This window comes from Marinobacter sp. ELB17, from assembly GCF_000169375.1.
Taxonomy (GTDB): Bacteria; Pseudomonadota; Gammaproteobacteria; order Pseudomonadales; family Oleiphilaceae; genus Marinobacter.
On sequence record NZ_AAXY01000004.1, the window covers coordinates 111,703 to 130,396 of the forward strand.

Here is an 18,694-nt window from a genome sequence, read left to right on the forward strand (position 1 = left end):
GTACGCTGAATGCTTTGATGGTTTATCTTTCACCACCGAATTTTTTAAAAGATGACAATAAATTCTGAGTCGGGAGGGGTTTCATGGCTGTAAACGGGCAGCAGCAGGCTGCGCGGGCATCTCTGAGTATCCGCGTGCGTGTTTTAATTGACGGCCAGCTGGCCAGAGGAAAGGTCGGTGTAGAGGTGGTGGCGTCGCAGCTACACATGAGCCGCTATACCTTGCACAAAAAATTGAAAGCGGAGGGGCTGACCTTCGCACGTATATTGGAGGACGTTCGCCGCAAGCGAGCGCTGGCTTACATGCAGGATAAAACCAAGCCGCTGGTAGAAATTGCCGAACAGCTTGGGTTTTCAGAACTGAGTGCATTCAGCCGGGCGTTCAAACGCTGGATGGGCTCGTCGCCGGCTGAATACCGCTCGGTCAGGTTTTCCTGAATCGAGCTTAGAACTTTTTAAACACCAGGCTGCCGTTGGTGCCACCAAAGCCGAAACTGTTGCTCATCACATATTCCAGGTTCTGGTTTTCGCGCACTTCGCGCACGACAGGGTAACCTTCTGCGCCTTCATCCAGATTTTCGATGTTGGCTGATGGGCAAATAAAGTTTTCACGCTGCATGATCAGACTGTAAATGGCTTCGTGCACGCCTGCTGCGCCCAGAGCGTGGCCGCTCAGTGCTTTGGTAGAGCTCAGCTGCGGAATGCGGTCACCGAAGGCCTGCTTGATAGCTTTCAGCTCGGTGATGTCGCCGGCCGGTGTGCTGGTGCCGTGGGTGTTGATGTAGCTGATTTCGCCGTCGATGTTTTTCATCGCCTGCTGCATGCAGCGTACTGCACCCTCGCCGCTGGGGGCGACCATATCGGCGCCATCAGAGGTTGCGCCAAAGCCGACGATTTCCGCCAGAATGTTGGCGCCGCGGGCTTGTGCGTGTTCCAGAGCTTCCAGCACCAAGGTGCCGCCGCCGCCAGAAATCACGAAACCGTCACGGTTAGCATCGTAGGTGCGCGACGCTTTCTCCGGGGTGTCGTTGTACTTGGTGGACAGCGCGCCCATGGCGTCGAACAACATGCTCAGGCTCCAGTGGATGTCGTCGCCACCGCCGGCCAGCATGACGTCCTGGCGGCCCATAGCAATCAAGTCTGCAGCGTGGCCAACCGCGTGGGTGCTGGTAGCACAGGCCGACGTGATGCCGTAGTTAACACCGGTGATGCCGAACGCCGTGGAAATGCTGGCATTGATAGAGCTGCCCATGGTGCGTGGCACCCGGTAAGGACCCACCCGGCGAATGCCTTTTGCACGATGGGTGTCGATGGCGTCCATCAGCTCCACGGTAGATGCACCACCGGTGCCGAAAATGGCCCCGGTGGTGTTGGCGCGGATCTGCTCGTCGGTCAGGCCGGACTGGGCCAGAGCTTCTACCGTAGACAGGTGGGCGTAGCCGGAAGCCGGGCACATAAAGCGCCACAGCTTGCGATCAATCAATTCTGGAAGATTCAGGTTGATCTGACCGCAAATCTGGCTGCGTAGGCCGTTATCACGGGCTTCTTCGCTGAAGCCGATACCGGACTTCACTTCCCGCAGTGATTTGGTTACAGCCTTTATGTCGGTTCCAAGGCTGGACACAATGCCCATCCCAGTGATTACAACGCGACGCATGTCAGTCACTCCTAAAAATTGTCGGTGGAGGTGAACAGGCCTACCCGTAGGTCTTTGGCCGTATAAATTTCCTTGCCGTCCACTTCCATGCGGCCATCAGCGATAGCCATGGTTAGCTTACGCTTTATAAGACGTTTGAAGTCAAGATGGTAAGTGACTTTTTTGGCATTAGGAAGAACCTGGCCAAAGAATTTCACTTCACCGGAACCCAGCGCGCGGCCTTTGCCCTTGCCACCGGTCCATGCCAGGTAGAAACCGAGCAGCTGCCACATGGCGTCAAGGCCCAGGCAGCCCGGCATAACGGGATCGCTGTCAAAGTGCACCTTGAAGAACCACAGGTCCGGGTTGATATCCAGCTCTGCGGTCAGGCCGCCTTTGCCGTAAAGCCCGCCTTCGCTCCCAATGTGGGTGATACGGTCGAACATCAGCATTTCATCAATGGGCAGGCGCATGCCAGCGCCCTTGAACAATTCACCGTGACCGCAGTCGATCAGGTCTTGTTTGCTAAACGTGTTGGGGTACGGGTTGGAATCCATAGTGCCGGTGTCTCTTTCACAAGATGATTTTCCGTAACTCTAGCTCGAAATTCGCCTGATGCTATTGACCATTAGTGGATAATTACAAAATTTGCGCAATGTTTACCCGATTGTACCGTCTGGCCGTGGGCTAGCCAATATGTGGGTGTAGCGCCATAGAAAGACACCAAAGGCGATCAACCATAGCAGTGTGCTGACGCCAATACCGGCGTGCCAGCCCAGAATATTGAAGGCAGTCAGCACCCGTGCCACCGCCGCCAGCTGGATCAATACAAAGGCGGTTACCATGCCCCGCGGCAGCACCAGCGGCCGGCCGGTGTGGCCCAGGGTTACCCGTGCTATAACCCCAAATATCAGGCAGCCAATGGCGCCAGCGCCCGCAGCGTGGGCCCAGGCGATTGAAGGCCAGTCGGCCAGCAAGTGCCCGGCCAGAAGAGCTAGCGCCACCGGCACCCATAGAATCGACAGGTGTAAAACCCACAACAGCGGTTCTTTACGGGTCAACCAACCTTTCCAGTGGTAAAGCCGCACCAGCATAATGCCAGCAGCAACGATGGCCATCGCTCCAGCAAGGGTGCGCCAGCCGCTCACCAGCGTTGCCAGCAGCACAATCATCGCAAATACGCTGGCCATATCCAGTTTGGCTGAATTTTTCACCAGCGTAGGGCTCAGCCCCTGGCGGCCCAGATAACCGCTGGTGAAGGCCGGTGTGATGCGCCCGCCAACAATGCTGATCAGGGCCAGGCCCATCAGCAGTGCACCGTAGCTATAAACCGGATCAAGACGGGTAACGAGGCCGATTTGCATCAGCCATAAAAGGCCCAGTACCACCAATATCATCAGTTGGCGTTTCTGCCGCGCGTGCCAGACACGCCAGCCGGCATCGATCATCACCAACGGCAGAAAGGCCAGGTTCACACCCTGCACCAGCCAAACGGGAAGATCACCGCCAAATGCCAGCAATAGCCGGCCAGCAAACCATACGCCCCACAGTAGAGCCAGGCGCAGCCCATGAATGCGATCGGTCTGGGTCCAGGTGCACACTGCCGTTAGCAGAAAGCCCGCAATGGCGGCGGTCAGGAACCCGAACAGCATTTCGTGCTGGTGCCAGAGCACGCCGGGCAAGGCTAATGGCAGTTGTAGGGTGCCTGTTGCCTGGAGCACCCATACTGGCAACACAACAACAACCAGCAGGGCCATAGACAGGAAGAAAATGCGAAAGGGGTAACCGAACAACTGACCGATACTGGCGCGGTCGGCGGAGGGTGTCGGAATCGCCATGGAGGATCTCCGTTAATAGTGGTATTTTAAGTATATGTTAAAGGAAGGCCAGTTCAAATGACATACCCGCATAGGAGTAGTGTGCGTACAATGACGTTTTTGTCGCCGCGCTTTTGCCCTTTGATTTGGGCCGAGAGAGCCTATTTTGCGCGGTTTATAATCAACTTCATCGAAATTAAGGAACCCTGCCCGTGTACATGACTTTAAAAAGCATACACATGCTCACCGCGTATCTGACGGTGACGCTTTTTGCACTGCGCCTGCTGATGGATGCAGTGGGCCGCCCCGGTTGGCGGCAAACGCCTTTGCGCTGGATTCCCCACGCTAATGACACGGTGCTGCTGGTCAGCGCTATCAGCCTGGTGTTTGTAACGCCGTGGATGCCGTTAGTCCACGACTGGTTAACCGCCAAGATAATTCTGCTGGTGGGTTATATCGTAGCCGGTCTGTTTGCCCTTAAAGTCAGTGTCGATAAGCGCGTACGCATCGTGGCAGCGGCGCTTGCCCTGTTGCAGATAGCCGCGATATTCCACTTGGCGACTGCCAAACCGATACTCTTCTCCTAACGCTGTTCGGGTTTTTAACGGCCGCTGAATAACTCCGGAAGGTCGGCGGATTCTGCCGCGTTGGCCCACTCTTTGTGCTCGGCACTGCGAATGGTCAGGTGCATGCGCAGCAACGTGAACAATGCCAGCGCAAACATCAGCATGAAGTTAGTTTGCCAGATGCCGGTTATATCACTGATGGCGGCGAATGCCAGTAGCATCGGGGCGGCAAGAATGGCTCCGGCCATCGTGAGTATGGCGGCCGCCGTGTTTACTTTGTGGGGATAGTGCTGGGAATAGTGCTGGGAATAGTACCGTGTTATTTGGCTAGATAATGCCGCTTGGCCAAGAGCAAGAAATAAGCCCAATGCAATCATCAGCGTTGAAAAAAGTGGCAGGCCGAGGCTTAAGGTAAAGGGAATCTCGCGGTTGATGCCATGAATTTGATAATGGGTTGGAGGGTAGCTGAGCATAAACGACACGATCAATATGCCGGTCAGACTGTGGTACATCATTCGCCGCGCGCCGAATCGCCGTGCCAGCTTTATGGCTTGGGCATGAAATAGCGCTGCGGGTATTACCCAAAGCAAACCGGTAAGCGCTGCGTGACCAACATCAAGCTGATACAGCCCCGCCAGATAATGCGGTAGCCACAAGGCAAGAACAATAAAGCTGGCAGACACACCGCTGTAAGACACTGCAAAACGCCACATCAGACGGCTTTGCTGAATGCAAAGTGTTCCGGCACCGTGCCTAACCACTGTTGCGCCTATGACATTCGCGGGCATTGCCCGCCGGTCAGCGTTTATTTCGAACGCCAAACGTAACCCAGAGCCTGCCAAAACAGTCAGCGCCAACACCAGGCTGAGGGTGTTTGCCTGCAGGTGTAATCGGTTTTCCAATACTAATCCGCTGATCCCGCAAAGCAGCAGCGCCAAGGCACCCAAAAGGGTTGCCGATGTTTTTGGTGCGGGCTCCGGCTCAAGCGGTATTTCCTGCGCTTGATGATGCGATTGAAAACGATTTTTTTGCACGCTAGGGCCTCATGTATACAGTTTTTTTGGCATCTGCAGATGTTACCAAAACCATGAATATTCGGGCCGGAGCATCAGAGGTACCTCCTGCTGGGGAGCTATGGGGTAGGCTTTTTCGTGGCAACAGGTGGAAGGGGATAGAGTCTTGATTTCTCTGGTGGGGTAGGCGCCATGAACGTTGATATGCATCAATTATAAGTGGCTGTTAAGTGTGGGCTAATGCACTCATAGACCACCGCAACGCCTGTAACGGTGCCGATGAATTCGCCGGGAAACCCCCTATGAAAATAATGATCGCCTACGATGGCTCGCGCAACGCCAAACTGGCGTTGGCACAAACCATCACCATGTTTCACTCGCTCAAACCTACCCTCAGCCTGGTTGCCGTGGCCGAGAACCCGCGAGACATAACCGCAAGCAACGAGGACTTGTTTCAGGAAGAACTGGCAAGTTTAAAAAAGGCCCTGCAAGAAGCTCTGGAAATGTGCGTTCAGGAAGGCATCAATGCCAACTCCCTGTTGCTGGAGGGAGACGCACGCAAGATGTTGCTGTACGCAGCTGAAAATAAAGTGCAGCCAAACATGTTGGTGATTGCCCGCCACAGTGAAGAGCCGGACGGCGGTTTTATTGCCCGTTCACTGACTTATTTCGTGGATGAGCTGGACTACATGACATTCGGTAAGGTCAGTTCGTTTCTGGCGCGCCGTGTGCAATGCCCACTGCTTATTCTGCCTAGCTGCTGATCGCCGCTGGCGCTGTAGTAACCGACAGAACTGAAAGAACTAGAAGCCCCCGGAGGCTTAAATGAAAGTCGCAGCTATATTCGGTTTTAAAAATCCAGAGATCAAAGCGCTGCACCTGACCTGGATTGCGTTCTTTATCACATTTTACGTGTGGTTCAACATGGCGCCGCTGGCGTCAAGCATGCTGAAAAGCGTGAACTGGCTGACCGCCGATGATTTGCGCCTGTTTGCCATCTGTAACGTGGCGTTGACCATACCCGCACGAATTATTGTGGGTATGGCACTGGACCGCTTTGGCCCGCGCCGGGTGTTTTCGATTCTGATGGTGCTGATGTCGATACCGGCGCTGACCTTCGCCTTCGGTAATACCATGACTCAATTGCTGGTTAGTCGCCTGGTGCTCAGCTCCATTGGCGCCAGCTTCGTGGTGGGTATTCACATGACCGCCATGTGGTTCAAGCCCCGCGATATCGGCTTTGCCGAGGGCTTCTACGCCGGTTGGGGCAACTTTGGCTCGGCCGCTGCTGCGCTAACACTGCCGACCATTGCCCTGCAAATGTACGGCGGTGATGATGGCTGGCGCTGGGCCATTGCCCAGAGTGCCATCGTGATGGCGCTGTATGGCGTGTACTACTGGTTTGCGGTTACCGATGGCCCCGTTGGAACCGTGCATCGCAAGCCCCGTAAAGCCAGTGCGTTGGAAGTCAGTACCTGGGGCGACATGGTCAAGCTGATTCTATGGACCATTCCGTTGATTGGCGTACTGGCTATTCTGGTGTGGCGTATTCAGAACATGGGTTATCTGAGCGTGACGGGTGCAGTCGTGGCCTACGTGGTGATCTGTTCGATCGTTTGCTACCAGATTGCGCAGATTCTGCGGGTTAATGTTCCTATCCTGAAGAAGGGCGTACCGGAAGACGACAAGTACCCGTTTAACAGCGTTGCCGCATTGAACAGCACCTACTTTGCCAACTTTGGTGCGGAACTGGCGGTTGTGTCCATGCTACCGATGTTCTTTGAGGAAACCTGGAGCTTGGGCGCTGCCGCCGCCGGAATGGTGGCTGCCTCTTTCGCCTTTGTGAACCTGGTTGCCCGGCCTATGGGTGGCCTGGTGTCGGACCGCATGGGTAACCGCCGCTTTGTCATGCTCAGCTATATGTTTGGTATTGCGGTGGGCTTTGCGCTCATGGGCATGCTGAATCCCAGCTGGCCGCTGATTATTGCCGTGGGTGTGACGGTGTTTACCTCGTTTTTTGTGCAGGGTGCAGAGGGTGCTACCTTTGGTATTATCCCGTCCATAAAACGCCGTTTGACCGGGCAGATTTCCGGTATGGCCGGAGCTTATGGCAACGTAGGTGCGGTGGTCTATTTGACAATCTTCACTTTTGTGACGCCCTCCCAGTTCTTCTACATTATCGCCGCTGGTGCGTTTGTAAGCTGGGTCCTGTGCTTTATGTGGCTGAAAGAGCCGGAATCGGGTTTCGCCGATGAATACGCAGTGTCGTCAGTAGACTTGCAGATCGAGGAAGAGGATCGTATTCGCACGGCGTCCCTTGGCTAAGTTAGTCTGGCGCAAAGAAAAACCCCGCAGGAAGCGATTCCAGCGGGGTTTTTTGGGGGGGTAGGGCCAAGGGTAGGGGACAGATTTTAAATCTGTCCCCGGTTTCCGTCTAGGATCTGTCCCCAGCCCGTAAGCCCCAGGCTGAAAAGTGCGGGTTGGCAAAGTTTGGCTTGCCGTACACCATGGGCTTGTTGTCCAGGGTAATCAGTCGGCCACCGGCTGCACGCAGCACAGCGTCACCGGCAGCAATGTCCCATTCCATAGTGGGCCCCAGTCGCGGATACACATCCGCTTCACCGGCGGCCAGCAGGCACAGCTTTAGTGAAGAGCCCGCACTGGTCTGGCTGGCCACCTTGGCACCGGCTAAAAAGCGCGCCAGAGCGGCCTCGTCGCCATGGGAGCGGCTGGCGACAACGGTTAACCCGGCCGCTGGCACCGGGCGGCACTGAATGGCCTTGCGCTCGCCGTTTTCCTCTATAAAAGCACCTAGCCCGCGGCCACCGGCGAACAGCCGCTTCAGAGCCGGCGCCAGAACCACGCCCAGTACCGGCACGCCGTTCTCAATCAGCGCAATGTTAACGGTGAACTCGCCGTTGCGGTTGATGAATTCTTTTGTGCCGTCCAGGGGGTCTACCAGCCAAAAACGGTCGCCGGTTTTTGGTGTATTGCCGGCGGCAGCCTGCTCTTCCGCGACAATAGGAATTCTTCTGTCCAGTGCCTGCAGCGCCGGCAAAATGAGAGCTTCGGCCAGCTCGTCGGCTTCTGTTACTGGCGATGCATCGCTCTTCGTACGCACGTCAATATCGCCGGCGTAAATGTCCATGATGGCGTTGCCGGCGTGGTGCACGATGGGTAGAAGCTTTTCAAGCCAGGATGCGTAAGCGTCGTTCTTCATTGGTGTTTCGCCATTCGAATAAAGTGATGGTGAACAAGACGCACGCCGAGATAGACCAAAGTCAGAGTAGCCGGTATGGCGATGCCCAGAGTCAGAGACTTGTTAAAAATAATACCGGCGTCGTAAACGGAATCCAGTGCCAGTTTAAGCAGCCCGATCAAGTAGTAAGTAATGGCCACCACTGAAAAACCTTCAACGGTGTTTTGCATCATCAGTTGAATTCTGGACCGCCGGTCCATGGAGCTTAGTAGCTGCTGGTTCTGGCTCTGAATGGCCAGCTCTACTCGCATTCGCATCATGTCCGAGGCACGGTCTACCCGCCGTGACAGGTCTTCCAGCCGTTCGCCGACAGCTTCGCAGGTTTTTACCGCCGGGGTCAGGCGTCGGGTCAGAAACTCGGTCAGAGTAAGGTGCCCTGACAGTTCATCTTCTTTCAGTTCGTCTAGCCGTGTCATCACCAGCTGGTGATAAGCCCGGGTGGCTGAAAAGCGAAAGGTGGCGCGGGCACGAAAGGCTTCAATGCAGGCGGCGATGTGGGTCAGCTGGGTTAGCAGCGCCCGTTCGTTCACGTCATGATTGTCCGCCAGCGCTTGGGTAATTACGGCAAGCTGCTGATCCATATCGTTTAATGAAGGTGCTATCTCGCGGGCGACGGGCAATGCCATCAGTGTCATCAAACGATAGGTTTCTATTTCCATCAGGCGCTGGGTAAGTCGCCCCAGTTGGCTGTCGGACATCTGGTGATTTATCACCATAAATCGCCCGAAACCGTCACCGTGCAGCCTGAATGTACTCCAGACTTTCGCTGCCCCCTCTTGCGGACTGCTGCCTACCAGTCGCAGTCCGTCGAAATGCGTGCGCACGTAGTCTGGATTCTCCCGAATCTGGTTGGGGCTTCCCGGTTGTATGTCTAGATGAAATGCGGCTATCACCGTGCCGCATAATTCTTCGAGCCAGCCCTCGGGTAGCAGGCTAATGCCGTTTTCAGTAAAGGGTTCAGACTGGCTGGAGGCGAGATTCACAAAAGTGTATGACGCAAACTCCATGTGCATTTCCCGCCTCACCCGAAGATGGCCAAAGGTTTGCTCGAAACAGCTCACGTCTTGCTGGGGTGGGGTATGGCCAAGCAATTGATGCAGGGTTTGCAGGTGTTGGAACTGCTGCTGGCGTTGCTCCGGAGTTGTCAGCACGGCAATGTGGCTGAGCCGTGCAGGTGAGGGAAGTATCTGAAACGGGCGAGAGTGCAGTTCGCTGTAAAGATCTTCCCGTAGAGGGTGGATGTCGAGGTTGGCCAGTAACTCGCTCACGCTGGGGCTGATCCTGTTGTTGGAGAGAGAAGCGGTAAAGGATGCCCAGAATAGTAACCCGGAAGGGGTGTTTGACAATAGCGAACAGAGAGGGCTTGGCAAGCTTCTCTCTGCTCAGTGTTTAAGATTAGCGGTTCTTGAATACCACCGTCTCATCGAGAGGGACGCGGGTAGTGCGCGTGTTGTTTGCCTTGACCTCTGAGTCGCCGTAACCAAAACAGATACCAAACACCACGCCGATGTTTTCCTCCAGTCCAAATGCATCACGAACCAGGTCAGGGTGGGATCGCAAACTACCCATAGCACAGGAACTGATGCCTTGTGCAGTCATTGCCAGCATCAGGGTTTGGGCATAAATGCCGACATCGACTGCGATGGTGGCACCAAAAGAGCGATCCATGCAAAGAAAGGCTACATGTGGCGCATCAAAGAACTCGAAGTTGCGCAGAGCCGCTCGGCTGCGTCCGGCTTTGTCGTCGCGGGCAATTTCCATTTCTCCGTACAGTGCTGCGGCGCAGTCAACTTGCCTGCCGCGATAAACGCCCTCAAATTTGCTGACGTAGCTAAAATCAGGTTCAGAGGGTGCCCCCGCCATTGCGCGACCGATAAACTGATCTCGCAATGAGTTACGTAGATCGCCCGAAGCAACCACGACATACCACGGTTGAGTGTTGCAGTTTGACGGTGCTTGCTGTGCCTGTTCGAACACGTTGCGCATGGTTTCTTCAGGAACCGTTTTTGGCAAAAAACCACGGACGGAGCGCCGCTGAAAAATTGCATCTACCAGAGACATCGCAGGCTTGCTGATTGCATTCATAGGAAGTTCCGAAATAATGAGTACGCGGTGTTGTTTTTTAGCCGTTTTAATTTTTTTATAACGTCGGTGTTTATGAACATCACGTCCAGACACAGTCAGAACGTGATGTTGAGCTCATGATTGAGCGGATCAGAAGAACACGTTTGGAAGCCAGGTAGCGATTTTCGGAAAGACCATAATGATGCCAATGGCTATGATTTCGATGATTACGAACGGAACAACGGAGGTGTAGATGTCCTTCATGGTAATGCCTGGCGGTACGACACCTTTCAGATAGAACAGGTTAAATCCGAAGGGCGGAGTCTTATAGCCGATTTCCATGTTGATCACGAACAATATGCCGAACCAGATCGGATCGAAGCCAAGGGATTTCACGATGGGCATGAACACCGGCAGAGTGATCAGCATGATGCCAACCGGATCGAGCACCATGGCGAGGAAAAATATGATCACCATCATTGCAATGATGATGCCCCACGGACCGCCGGGAATGTGCTGCATCATGCCTTCTATCAGCTCTTGAGCTCCCATGCTTTGGTATGCCGCGCTAAACGCGTGAGCGGCAAACAGGATCCACATGATCATGCCCGTAAGTTTGAAGGTACGGATAGCGGCTTCCTGCAGGATGCTCCACTTAAACTGGCGATAGACGGCCGCCGAAATCAGCGAACCAAGAACACCCATGGCGGCTGCTTCCGTTGGCGTGGTAACGCCACCGATGATGGAGCCTAAAACCATGAAAACAACGCCCATGGGCAGCAGTACAGATCTTAATGCACGGAGCTTCTCAGGCCAGGTGCCACGTTCCTCTGGAGGCAGGGCCGGTGCCAGATGCGGCTGGAGGGTAGAGCGTATGAGAATGTAAGTGACGGTCATTACCATCAGCAGAACACCAGGCATGATGCCAGCAGCAAACATCTGGCCTACAGATACCCCGGTAATCAGTGCGTAGAGAATCATCAGAATGCTGGGCGGTATCAGAATGCCCCAGCCACCACCTGTATTGATGACACCCAGCGCCATTTTGCGGTCATAGCCCCGTTCCAGCATGGAGGGCAGTGCAATGGTGCCCATGGCAACCACCGCTGCGCCACTGATGCCCACCATGGCAGCAAATATGGCGCAGATAACCAGGGTTCCTATAGCCAGGCCGCCGCGAAGGCCGCCAAACCACAGATGCATCATCCGGTACAGGTCCTTTGCCACACCGGTTCGCTCCAGCACCATGGCCATGAAAACAAACAGGGGAATCGCAACCAGGGTAAAGCTGCCCATGGTGCCCCAGATCTGCGAGGCCACCATATAGAAGGAATCAAATCCCCAGGTGAAATAGAGGAAGATCACCGAAACGCCACCGAGAACAAAAGCCAGCGGCAAACCCAGCAGCAGGAAGAATAACAGCGAACCAAAGAACAGCAGGGTCAGGATTTCAATACTCACGACTGCTCTCCTTCAGAAGCGCTGTGATCCGGGCGGTAGTAATCCAGGTTGAATGCAATGGCAATGTCTTCAAGGAGTTTTGCCAAGCCCTGCAGTACCAGCAGTCCTGTTCCGACAGGAATGGCAAGCTTGGCCGGCCAGACCGGCGGATTCCAGGCTGAGTAAGAAGTCTCCCAGCCGGCTATGGATTCGCTGGCCATATCAATACCAAACCACAGCAGGGCAAGAGTAAAAATGAAAAATATCAATGAGGTGACGATGTCCATAAACGCCCGCTTGCGAGGCGATAGCTGCGAGTGCAGAAGATCGACATTGACGTGGCCCCGATGAGCCATGATGTAGCCTCCGGACATCACCGCGTAAACGCCGAACAGCATTTGAGTAAGCTCGTTGGTCCAGACTGTGGGTGCGTCAAGCAGATAACGGAAGCCCACTTCCAGCAGCAGGAACGCGAACATGGCGAAAACGAGCAGGGCTACCCAGCGTCCGACAAAATCATTAAGACGGGTAACCCCTCTTATGAATGCGGTCAGCACACTCATTGCATTCTCCAGGAGGATGTTGGGTTTTTCAGGGATAAAAAGGCCGGACGTCAAAGACTCCGGCCTGTGTCACTTAGTTAATCGTGCGGCTTAGAGGTAGCCGAGTTCGGCCAGGTAGCCCTTCAGCATATCCAGCGCCTTCTTGGCGTTGTCGCTACGCTCGCCTTCCTCGTCCCACATTGCCTGTGCGGCTTTTACCAGTTTGTCCTGAACTTCATCCGGCAGAACGTTCACCTGCACGCCCTGTTCGGCGATGACCTTGGCCAGGGTGATGCGCTCCTTATAAAGGTATTCGTTAGTACGAACCCAGAATTGCTCATCGAGCGCATCCTTGACGATCTTCTGCATGTCTTCCGGCAACTTGTTCAGTGCCTTCATGCTGACAATGATGACATCAGTGCCCGCGATGTTCAGGGCCGGTTGAACGTGGTACTTGGCCACTTCATACAGAGCCATGCTGGAGGCACCCTGGGCTGCACCCCAATGGGCACCGTCAACGATGCCGGAGTCCAGTGCCGAGTATAGTTCGCTGCCTGGAATATAAGATGCTGCAGCACCCGCTTCGGTCAGGAACTTTTGCAGAACACCGGAGGAGCGGATCTTCAGACCGGTAAAATCGTCCCAGCTATTGATAGGCTCTTTGATCACCATTTCAGTGGGATACACCTTATCGGTCGCCCAGTAAACGTCGTGCTCTGCCGCTTCGTCACGAAGCATCTGCTCAAAACCCATACCCTGATGGAAGTATTCAGCTTCCCATACGTTACGGAATGCAAATGGCAAGCCGGAGGCAATGCCCGCAAGAGAGACTTTGTCTTGGGCATAAGCTGGAGAGATTGTGCCCATTTCCAGAATGCCACGGCTCACAGCGTTGAACGTGTCTTGGGCCTTGAAGAGCGCGCCGGCTTCATAAAGCTTGAGTTTCAAACGCCCGTCTGTGCGCTCGTCCAAAACTCGTTGCAGCCTTACCAGGCTGTCTGTGTAAGAGCTGCTGGCGCCCGGCCAGTGGGACTGCACTTTCCATGTGAACGTTTCCTGGGCGGCGGCGGGCGCGGCGCTCAGGGCAGCTGAAATTCCGAGGGTAAGGGCGGACGCGTAAACGGTCAGGGATTTGCGTGTCTTGGCGAGGAGATTCATGACTGTGCCTCATTATTCGTTGTTGTTGTGATGTTGCTTAATGTTTCACTGTGCAGAACTAACGACTGCAGGGTGAATTATTATTTTCTGAACTTATCACAAGATCGGGCTTTTGCAATAGGATGTTTTATGGATAGGCACCAGAATGTTCTCAATAAGGATAGTCCAATGATTGAAAGTCAGCAGTCTCAAGGCGTACTCCAGCTCGTTATCAACCGCCCGGAGAAGAAGAATGCCCTGACCCGGGAAATGTATCAGCAACTGAGTGACGCCGTAATCCGTGCGAATGAAGATGAGGGTGTGAGCGCCATTGTCATCTCCGGCGCAGGTTGTGTGTTCACGGCGGGCAATGACCTGGATGATTTCCGGGCTCGTGCCACGAGTGCAAACCCGAAGCCTTCCGCCGGGCTGGCGTTTATTGAAGCGTTGATGAACTGTGATACGCCGGTCATAGCTGCGGTGGAAGGCATGGCAATCGGCATCGGCACAACTCTGTTGTTACACGTGGATGTCGTGGTGGCTGCAGAAAGTGCGAAATTCAAGACGGCGTTTGTCGATCTGGGGCTGGTGCCGGAGGCCGCTTCTACGGTCACCATGCCCCTGCATTTGGGTATTCGCAAAGCCACGGATCTGCTGCTCCTGGGTGAGGTGATCAGTGGCAGTGATGCCAGGGAATGTGGGCTGGTAAGCCGGATTGTGGATGATGGGCAGGCGTTGTCCGAGGCGTTGGCGCTTGCAAAGAGCTTGGCAAAAAAACCCCGTGAAGCCCTGCGTGCCAGCAAGCGATTGATCCGCGCTCCCTGGCGTGAGCAGATTGAACAGGCGCTAGAGCGGGAGCGTGAGGTGTTTTCCGAGCGGCTTCGGTCGGAGGATTGCCGGGCCGCTCTGGACAAACTGGCCCTACGTTGAGCGGGATCAGCGCGCGATTTTATTCCAATAAGGTTCGCGCAGCTCCCGCTTCAGAACTTTACCTATGGTGGAGCGGGGGAGCTCCTCGCGAAGCTCGATAGCGGAGATGCGCTGGCTTTTGCCGAGCTGGCCGTTAGCCCATTCGAGTATCGTAAGCCTGGAATCCTGGTGCCCGGGTTTGAGAACCACCAGGGCCAGAGGTGTTTCACCCCAATGTTCGCTGGGAATGCCGATAACCGCTGCATCGTCCACAGCAGGGTGTGCCAGCAGCGCCTTCTCAAGATCGACCGGGTAAATGTTGAATCCACCAGAAATGATCATATCTTTGCGACGATCGAGAATATGTATAAATCCGTCCTCGTCGATTCGCCCCATATCTCCGCTGCGATAGAACACGTCGCCCTCAGGGCTTTCCCACAGCATTTCCCGGGTCTGTTCAGGCCGGTTCACGTAGCCTCGCATCATCGAAATGGCGCGGCCCACCAGCTCGCCGGTCTCGCCTCTCGGAAGTTCATGACCATCTTCGTCGATCACGCGCACTTCCGCACCTTCCGTTGGTATGCCTACCGAGTTCCATTTGTTTGGGTGCGCGGCACAGTCGAGACTGGTAGAGATGCCGCCCTCTGTGAGGCCGTAAACCTCTCGTATGTTGCCGGGCCAGCGTGCCATTGCATCGGCTATCACGTCCGGTCTTAGGGGCGCGCTGGTGCAGAGTTTCAACTTGAAACTAGAGAGATCAAAGCGGTCAAATTCCGCGTCAGCCAGAATCCTCTGGTACTGCACTGGTACCAGCATGGCGTGGGTCACACGGTGTGTTTCGGCCAGCTCCAGAAATCGCCGGGCGTCGAACTTTGCCATAATTACCAGCGTGCCGCCGTGGAACAGCATGGGTAACACCGAGACCAGTGTGGTGTTGGAGTACAGCGGCGTTGAGACCAGGTTAATGGCATCGCAATCCAGCCCATAAAGGCTCATGCGTTCCATCTGCCGCTGGCGGAATCGGTAATCGTGGAGAATGCCCTTCGGAGTGCCGGTGGTGCCGGAGCTGTAGATGATGTTAAAGGCGTCATCCAGCGATACGTCCGCTGGGCGGGCCCTGGCTGAGGCATCGCCTAGCCAGTCTCTCAGCGTCTGGCCAATCCCTTCGCCGTCTTCATCCAGGGCAACAATACGGTCGTCCGGTAACCCCTGCAGCCCGGGCTGGAAGCTGTGAAGGAGGTCCCCGTTTTTCTGCGACACAAACAGGAACTTTGCACGGCAATCGGACAGCATAAGACTCAGCGTTTCGGCGCTGGCCATACCTGAAAGCGGCACCATGCAGCCGCCGGCGGTAAGCACACCAAGATACAGAGCGACATAGTCAGCGCTGTTCTCCGACAGAGCTGCAACTGAGTCGCCCGGCTCAAGCCCCGCATCTCGCAGGCGGTTGGCGATCCGGTTAGTCTGATCCAGCAGGTCTCTCCAGCTCACCGTACCTTGTTTACTGATCAATGCCGGGTGGTCTGCACGGGTGATTGTAAACCTCTGTATCCGGTGGCCAATGGCCTCCATGGGCTCGTTCGGGGTCATGGGTGCGTACACCGGCATTTCGCTCAGGTTATTTTTCATTTTTGTGCCTTATGCTGCTATTGTGTTTTGACTAGTGAAATTAACTTCCGATTATATTGACTCAAAAGTAGAAGGCATGACAAATTAATGCAAAAGCAAAATCTCTAGTGTAATAATAAAACTAAAGATACAAGGAACAGCGACATGGGGCGTTTTGATGGTCGGGCAGCTATTGTTACCGGAGCAGGCAGTGGCATAGGTCGGGCAACCGCCTTGCGACTGGCCTGTGAGGGTGCCCAAGTGATCATGGCGGATACTTCCGAATTGGGCTTGGCTGAGACCGGGAATCTAATGCCGGAAGGGGCTGAGTACCTCCGTCGCCTCGTCGACGTTGCCGATGAGGCTCAGGTGAAAGAACTTGTCAGCGACGCTATGGACGCGTTCGGGAAAATTGACATCCTGTGCAACATCGCTGGCATTGCCAGCACAGGGAAAGGCCATCCACCGGTAATCGAAAACGAGCGAGACGAGTGGGACAAGGTGCTGTCGGTGAATCTGATTGGCACCATGCTCCTCATAAAGCATGTCGCGCCGCACATGCAGGCCCGCAAACTCGGTTCCATTGTCAATACAGCGTCGATTGCCGGTATTCGCTCGGGCGCAGGGGGCAATGCTTATAGCGCCTCGAAGGCTGGAGTGATCAACCTCACTATGACCGCTGCGTGTGACCTTGGCGATCACAATATCCGGGTGAACGCAGTCTGCCCGGGCCTGGTTGAGACCGGTATGACAAGAGCGGTTTTTGATTACGCCCGCACCCATGAAAAAGCTCACAAGTTGGGCGCTCGCTGTGAACTGCGTCGCTACGGCGACCCGGAAGAGATCGCAGCGGCCATTCTGTTTTTTGCCAGTGACGATGCCAGCTATATCACCGGTCAGGCGCTGCCTGTGGATGGCGGCAACACCGCCTCTCTGAACCTGCCAGGAATGAAAGTGTAATGAGTAAGCAAGAATCCCCTTATGTTGATAGCGCATGTGTCGATGGTACAGAGCTGCCGGGCTTTCATAACCTGCTCGGTTACCGCCAGGCTTCCTGGGAGGAAAACGAAGCGGTTATTGAGCTGGAACTAGAGCCAAAGCATCTAAACCTTGGTGGCGTCATTCACGGCGGCGTACTGACGTCGCTGGTTGATATAGCGATGGCCCAGGCCGGTACACACTGCCCCTTCCCGGGGCGAATGCGTAAAGCCATTACCTTGTCTTTGACCACAACGTTTACCGGCCAGTGCTCCAGCGGCACTATTCGTGTGACCGGGCGCAAACGAGCCGGTGGCACCCGGATTTTTAACAGCACCGGCGAAGTGCATGACGATAAGGGCAATCTGCTTGCCATCGCCGAAGGCACGTTCCGGATCCGGTCTGGCAGTGACAAGCCGGAAGGCGTCCCTATCTGATTTTCAGTGCATAGAACAAAAACCTGATTGGCTGCGAAGGCCGGTCATAGAATCAATACTAAAGAGGAAGCCGACATGTTCGAGTTGTCTGACAAAGTTAAAAAACTGCAGGTGCAGTTGAACGAGTTCATGGATGTGAACATTTATCCCAACGAGTCCACGCACCACGAACAGATTGAAAAGGCAGAAAACCGTTGGGCACCGGTTCCGATCATAGAGGAGCTTAAGGCGAAGGCAAAAGCAGAAGGCCTCTGGAATCTGTTCCTGCCGGAGAGCGATCTGGGGGCTGGCCTGACCAACTTTGAATACGCCCACCTTTGCGAAATCATGGGCCGTTCTGAAATGGCCCCGGAGGTGTTCAACTGTTCTGCACCGGATACCGGCAACATGGAAACAATCGCCCGGTACGGTAATGACGAACAGCAAGAGCAGTGGTTGAAGCCTTTGCTGGAGGGTAAGATCCGTTCCTGCTTTTCCATGACAGAACCGGATGTAGCGTCCTCCGATGCAACTAATATCGCCTGTGAGATCCGTCGCGAGGGCGATGAGTATGTCATCAATGGCAAGAAATGGTGGTCGTCAGGTGCAATGACTACCACCGCTAAAATTGCCATCGTAATGGGCAAGACCGATCCGACCGCGCCCAAGCATCAGCAGCAGTCGATGATTTTGGTGCCGTTAGATGCGCCTGGCGTAAAGCTAATCCGCTCGCTAACGGTGTTTGGTTATGATCATGCGCCTCACGGCCACGCCGAGATTCACTACGATAACGTTCGGGTTCCGGTCAGCAATATATTACTGGGTGAGGGGCGTGGTTTCGAAATTGCTCAGGGTCGTCTCGGGCCGGGCCGCATTCACCACTGCATGCGCACTATTGGCGTTGCAGAGCGCGCGCTGGAGCTGATGTGCAAGCGTGCCAATGAGCGCGAGGCATTCGGTAAGCCACTATCCAGCTTCGACTCTATCCGCAAGGACATCGCCCGCAGCCGAATCGAGATCGAGCAGGCACGGCTATTGACTCTGAAAGCGGCTCACATGATGGATACCGTTGGTAACAAGATAGCCCGTCAGGAAATTGCCATGATCAAGGTGATTGCGCCAAGCATGGCGCTGAAGGTGCTCGACCGTGCCATTCAGGTGTACGGCGGGGCCGGCGTGAGCCAGGACACATTCCTCGCGTCAGCCTGGGCCAAGGTACGGTCATTGCGGCTGGCGGATGGCCCAGATGAGGTTCATTTAGATTCTGTTGCCAAGATTGAACTGCGTCAGTATCGCTAATTAGGGCTAAG

General features: G+C 55.0%; 19 protein-coding genes. 8 read left to right on the top strand and 11 right to left on the bottom strand.

The window, feature by feature from the left end; translation table 11 throughout:
* Window positions 1-83 precede the first annotated feature (83 nt).
* Window positions 84-437: a helix-turn-helix transcriptional regulator gene (locus tag MELB17_RS06855; protein ID WP_007349444.1), complete on the top strand. Its 354-nt coding sequence runs from the start codon at window positions 84-86 to the stop codon at window positions 435-437.
* A gap of 7 nt (window positions 438-444) precedes the next feature.
* Here MELB17_RS06855 and MELB17_RS06860 read toward each other — a convergent pair whose 3' ends face one another.
* The 3 genes from MELB17_RS06860 to MELB17_RS06870 form a co-directional block, all read right to left on the bottom strand.
* Window positions 445-1,656: a beta-ketoacyl synthase N-terminal-like domain-containing protein gene (locus tag MELB17_RS06860; RefSeq protein ID WP_007349445.1), complete on the bottom strand. Its 1,212-nt coding sequence runs from the start codon at window positions 1,654-1,656 to the stop codon at window positions 445-447.
* Between the two features lie 11 nt (window positions 1,657-1,667).
* The gene (gene fabA / locus MELB17_RS06865; RefSeq protein ID WP_007349446.1) at window positions 1,668-2,192 is read right to left on the bottom strand and encodes a bifunctional 3-hydroxydecanoyl-ACP dehydratase/trans-2-decenoyl-ACP isomerase; all 525 of its coding nucleotides are present in this window, start codon (window positions 2,190-2,192) and stop codon (window positions 1,668-1,670) included.
* Between the two features lie 102 nt (window positions 2,193-2,294).
* A complete protein-coding gene (locus MELB17_RS06870; RefSeq protein ID WP_007349447.1) occupies window positions 2,295-3,473 on the bottom strand; it encodes an NnrS family protein in 1,179 nt (392 codons plus the stop codon).
* A 197-nt stretch (window positions 3,474-3,670) separates the two neighbouring features.
* Here MELB17_RS06870 and MELB17_RS06875 point away from each other — a divergent pair, with 197 nt between their 5' ends.
* A complete protein-coding gene (locus MELB17_RS06875; protein WP_198136457.1) occupies window positions 3,671-4,039 on the top strand; it encodes a SirB2 family protein in 369 nt (122 codons plus the stop codon).
* 14 nt (window positions 4,040-4,053) lie between these two features.
* On the opposite strand, the gene MELB17_RS06880 is transcribed toward MELB17_RS06875, so the two are convergent.
* On the bottom strand, window positions 4,054-5,052 hold the full coding sequence (locus MELB17_RS06880) for a hypothetical protein (RefSeq protein WP_007349449.1): 999 nt from the start codon (window positions 5,050-5,052) through the stop codon (window positions 4,054-4,056).
* Window positions 5,053-5,333: 281 nt separating this feature from the next.
* Between MELB17_RS06880 and MELB17_RS06885 the strand changes: the two genes are divergently transcribed.
* Window positions 5,334-5,795, top strand: coding sequence for a universal stress protein (locus MELB17_RS06885; RefSeq protein WP_007349450.1), 462 nt, complete (start codon window positions 5,334-5,336; stop codon window positions 5,793-5,795).
* Window positions 5,796-5,856: 61 nt separating this feature from the next.
* Complete coding sequence (locus MELB17_RS06890; protein WP_007349451.1) at window positions 5,857-7,356, top strand: MFS transporter; 1,500 nt, start codon at window positions 5,857-5,859, stop codon at window positions 7,354-7,356.
* Between the two features lie 109 nt (window positions 7,357-7,465).
* Here the strand turns inward: MELB17_RS06890 and cysQ are convergent, their stop codons facing one another.
* From cysQ to dctP, 6 genes are all read right to left on the bottom strand, one after another.
* Window positions 7,466-8,251 carry a 3'(2'),5'-bisphosphate nucleotidase CysQ gene (gene cysQ, locus MELB17_RS06895; protein WP_007349452.1) on the bottom strand — a complete coding sequence of 262 codons (786 nt, stop codon included), beginning with the start codon at window positions 8,249-8,251 and terminating at the stop codon, window positions 7,466-7,468.
* Window positions 8,248-9,558, bottom strand: coding sequence for a DUF3422 family protein (locus tag MELB17_RS06900; protein ID WP_007349453.1), 1,311 nt, complete (start codon window positions 9,556-9,558; stop codon window positions 8,248-8,250). Before MELB17_RS06900 ends, cysQ begins: the two co-directional genes overlap by 4 nt.
* Window positions 9,559-9,685: 127 nt before the next feature.
* The gene (locus tag MELB17_RS06905) at window positions 9,686-10,375 is read right to left on the bottom strand and encodes a nitroreductase (protein ID WP_036183877.1); all 690 of its coding nucleotides are present in this window, start codon (window positions 10,373-10,375) and stop codon (window positions 9,686-9,688) included.
* 129 nt (window positions 10,376-10,504) lie between these two features.
* Window positions 10,505-11,815: a TRAP transporter large permease gene (locus MELB17_RS06910; protein WP_007349455.1), complete on the bottom strand. Its 1,311-nt coding sequence runs from the start codon at window positions 11,813-11,815 to the stop codon at window positions 10,505-10,507.
* A complete protein-coding gene (locus MELB17_RS06915) occupies window positions 11,812-12,357 on the bottom strand; it encodes a TRAP transporter small permease subunit (protein WP_007349456.1) in 546 nt (181 codons plus the stop codon). Before MELB17_RS06915 ends, MELB17_RS06910 begins: the two co-directional genes overlap by 4 nt.
* A gap of 90 nt (window positions 12,358-12,447) precedes the next feature.
* The gene (dctP, locus tag MELB17_RS06920) at window positions 12,448-13,494 is read right to left on the bottom strand and encodes a TRAP transporter substrate-binding protein DctP (protein ID WP_007349457.1); all 1,047 of its coding nucleotides are present in this window, start codon (window positions 13,492-13,494) and stop codon (window positions 12,448-12,450) included.
* A 168-nt stretch (window positions 13,495-13,662) separates the two neighbouring features.
* On the opposite strand from dctP, the gene MELB17_RS06925 reads away from it, so the two are divergent.
* Complete coding sequence (locus MELB17_RS06925) at window positions 13,663-14,403, top strand: enoyl-CoA hydratase/isomerase family protein (protein WP_007349458.1); 741 nt, start codon at window positions 13,663-13,665, stop codon at window positions 14,401-14,403.
* Between the two features lie 6 nt (window positions 14,404-14,409).
* Here the strand turns inward: MELB17_RS06925 and MELB17_RS06930 are convergent, their stop codons facing one another.
* Complete coding sequence (locus MELB17_RS06930) at window positions 14,410-16,011, bottom strand: class I adenylate-forming enzyme family protein (RefSeq protein ID WP_007349459.1); 1,602 nt, start codon at window positions 16,009-16,011, stop codon at window positions 14,410-14,412.
* A gap of 144 nt (window positions 16,012-16,155) precedes the next feature.
* Here MELB17_RS06930 and MELB17_RS06935 point away from each other — a divergent pair, with 144 nt between their 5' ends.
* The 3 genes from MELB17_RS06935 to MELB17_RS06945 all read left to right on the top strand — a co-directional run bounded on the left by MELB17_RS06935 (window position 16,156) and on the right by MELB17_RS06945 (window position 18,683).
* Entirely contained in the window at window positions 16,156-16,950 is a 795-nt protein-coding gene (locus MELB17_RS06935) for an SDR family NAD(P)-dependent oxidoreductase (RefSeq protein WP_007349460.1), read from the top strand.
* Window positions 16,950-17,405: a PaaI family thioesterase gene (locus MELB17_RS06940; RefSeq protein WP_007349461.1), complete on the top strand. Its 456-nt coding sequence runs from the start codon at window positions 16,950-16,952 to the stop codon at window positions 17,403-17,405. The genes MELB17_RS06935 and MELB17_RS06940 overlap by 1 nt, the downstream gene beginning before the upstream one ends.
* A 75-nt stretch (window positions 17,406-17,480) precedes the next feature.
* Entirely contained in the window at window positions 17,481-18,683 is a 1,203-nt protein-coding gene (locus tag MELB17_RS06945; protein WP_007349462.1) for an acyl-CoA dehydrogenase family protein, read from the top strand.
* Window positions 18,684-18,694: the final 11 nt, after the last annotated feature.

Excerpts from the sequence above, each read along its gene's own strand:
- MELB17_RS06855 (WP_007349444.1), top strand. The coding sequence starts at position 84 with ATGGCTGTAAACGGGCAGCAGCAGGCTGCGCGGGCATCTCTGAGTATC.
- MELB17_RS06860 (WP_007349445.1), bottom strand. The coding sequence starts at position 1,656 with ATGCGTCGCGTTGTAATCACTGGGATGGGCATTGTGTCCAGCCTTGGA.
- fabA (WP_007349446.1), bottom strand. The coding sequence starts at position 2,192 with ATGGATTCCAACCCGTACCCCAACACGTTTAGCAAACAAGACCTGATC.
- MELB17_RS06870 (WP_007349447.1), bottom strand. The coding sequence starts at position 3,473 with ATGGCGATTCCGACACCCTCCGCCGACCGCGCCAGTATCGGTCAGTTG.
- MELB17_RS06875 (WP_198136457.1), top strand. The coding sequence starts at position 3,671 with ATGACTTTAAAAAGCATACACATGCTCACCGCGTATCTGACGGTGACG.
- MELB17_RS06885 (WP_007349450.1), top strand. The coding sequence starts at position 5,334 with ATGAAAATAATGATCGCCTACGATGGCTCGCGCAACGCCAAACTGGCG.
- MELB17_RS06890 (WP_007349451.1), top strand. The coding sequence starts at position 5,857 with ATGAAAGTCGCAGCTATATTCGGTTTTAAAAATCCAGAGATCAAAGCG.
- cysQ (WP_007349452.1), bottom strand. The coding sequence starts at position 8,251 with ATGAAGAACGACGCTTACGCATCCTGGCTTGAAAAGCTTCTACCCATC.
- MELB17_RS06905 (WP_036183877.1), bottom strand. The coding sequence starts at position 10,375 with ATGAATGCAATCAGCAAGCCTGCGATGTCTCTGGTAGATGCAATTTTT.
- MELB17_RS06915 (WP_007349456.1), bottom strand. The coding sequence starts at position 12,357 with ATGAGTGTGCTGACCGCATTCATAAGAGGGGTTACCCGTCTTAATGAT.
- dctP (WP_007349457.1), bottom strand. The coding sequence starts at position 13,494 with ATGAATCTCCTCGCCAAGACACGCAAATCCCTGACCGTTTACGCGTCC.
- MELB17_RS06925 (WP_007349458.1), top strand. The coding sequence starts at position 13,663 with ATGATTGAAAGTCAGCAGTCTCAAGGCGTACTCCAGCTCGTTATCAAC.
- MELB17_RS06930 (WP_007349459.1), bottom strand. The coding sequence starts at position 16,011 with ATGAAAAATAACCTGAGCGAAATGCCGGTGTACGCACCCATGACCCCG.
- MELB17_RS06935 (WP_007349460.1), top strand. The coding sequence starts at position 16,156 with ATGGGGCGTTTTGATGGTCGGGCAGCTATTGTTACCGGAGCAGGCAGT.
- MELB17_RS06940 (WP_007349461.1), top strand. The coding sequence starts at position 16,950 with ATGAGTAAGCAAGAATCCCCTTATGTTGATAGCGCATGTGTCGATGGT.
- MELB17_RS06945 (WP_007349462.1), top strand. The coding sequence starts at position 17,481 with ATGTTCGAGTTGTCTGACAAAGTTAAAAAACTGCAGGTGCAGTTGAAC.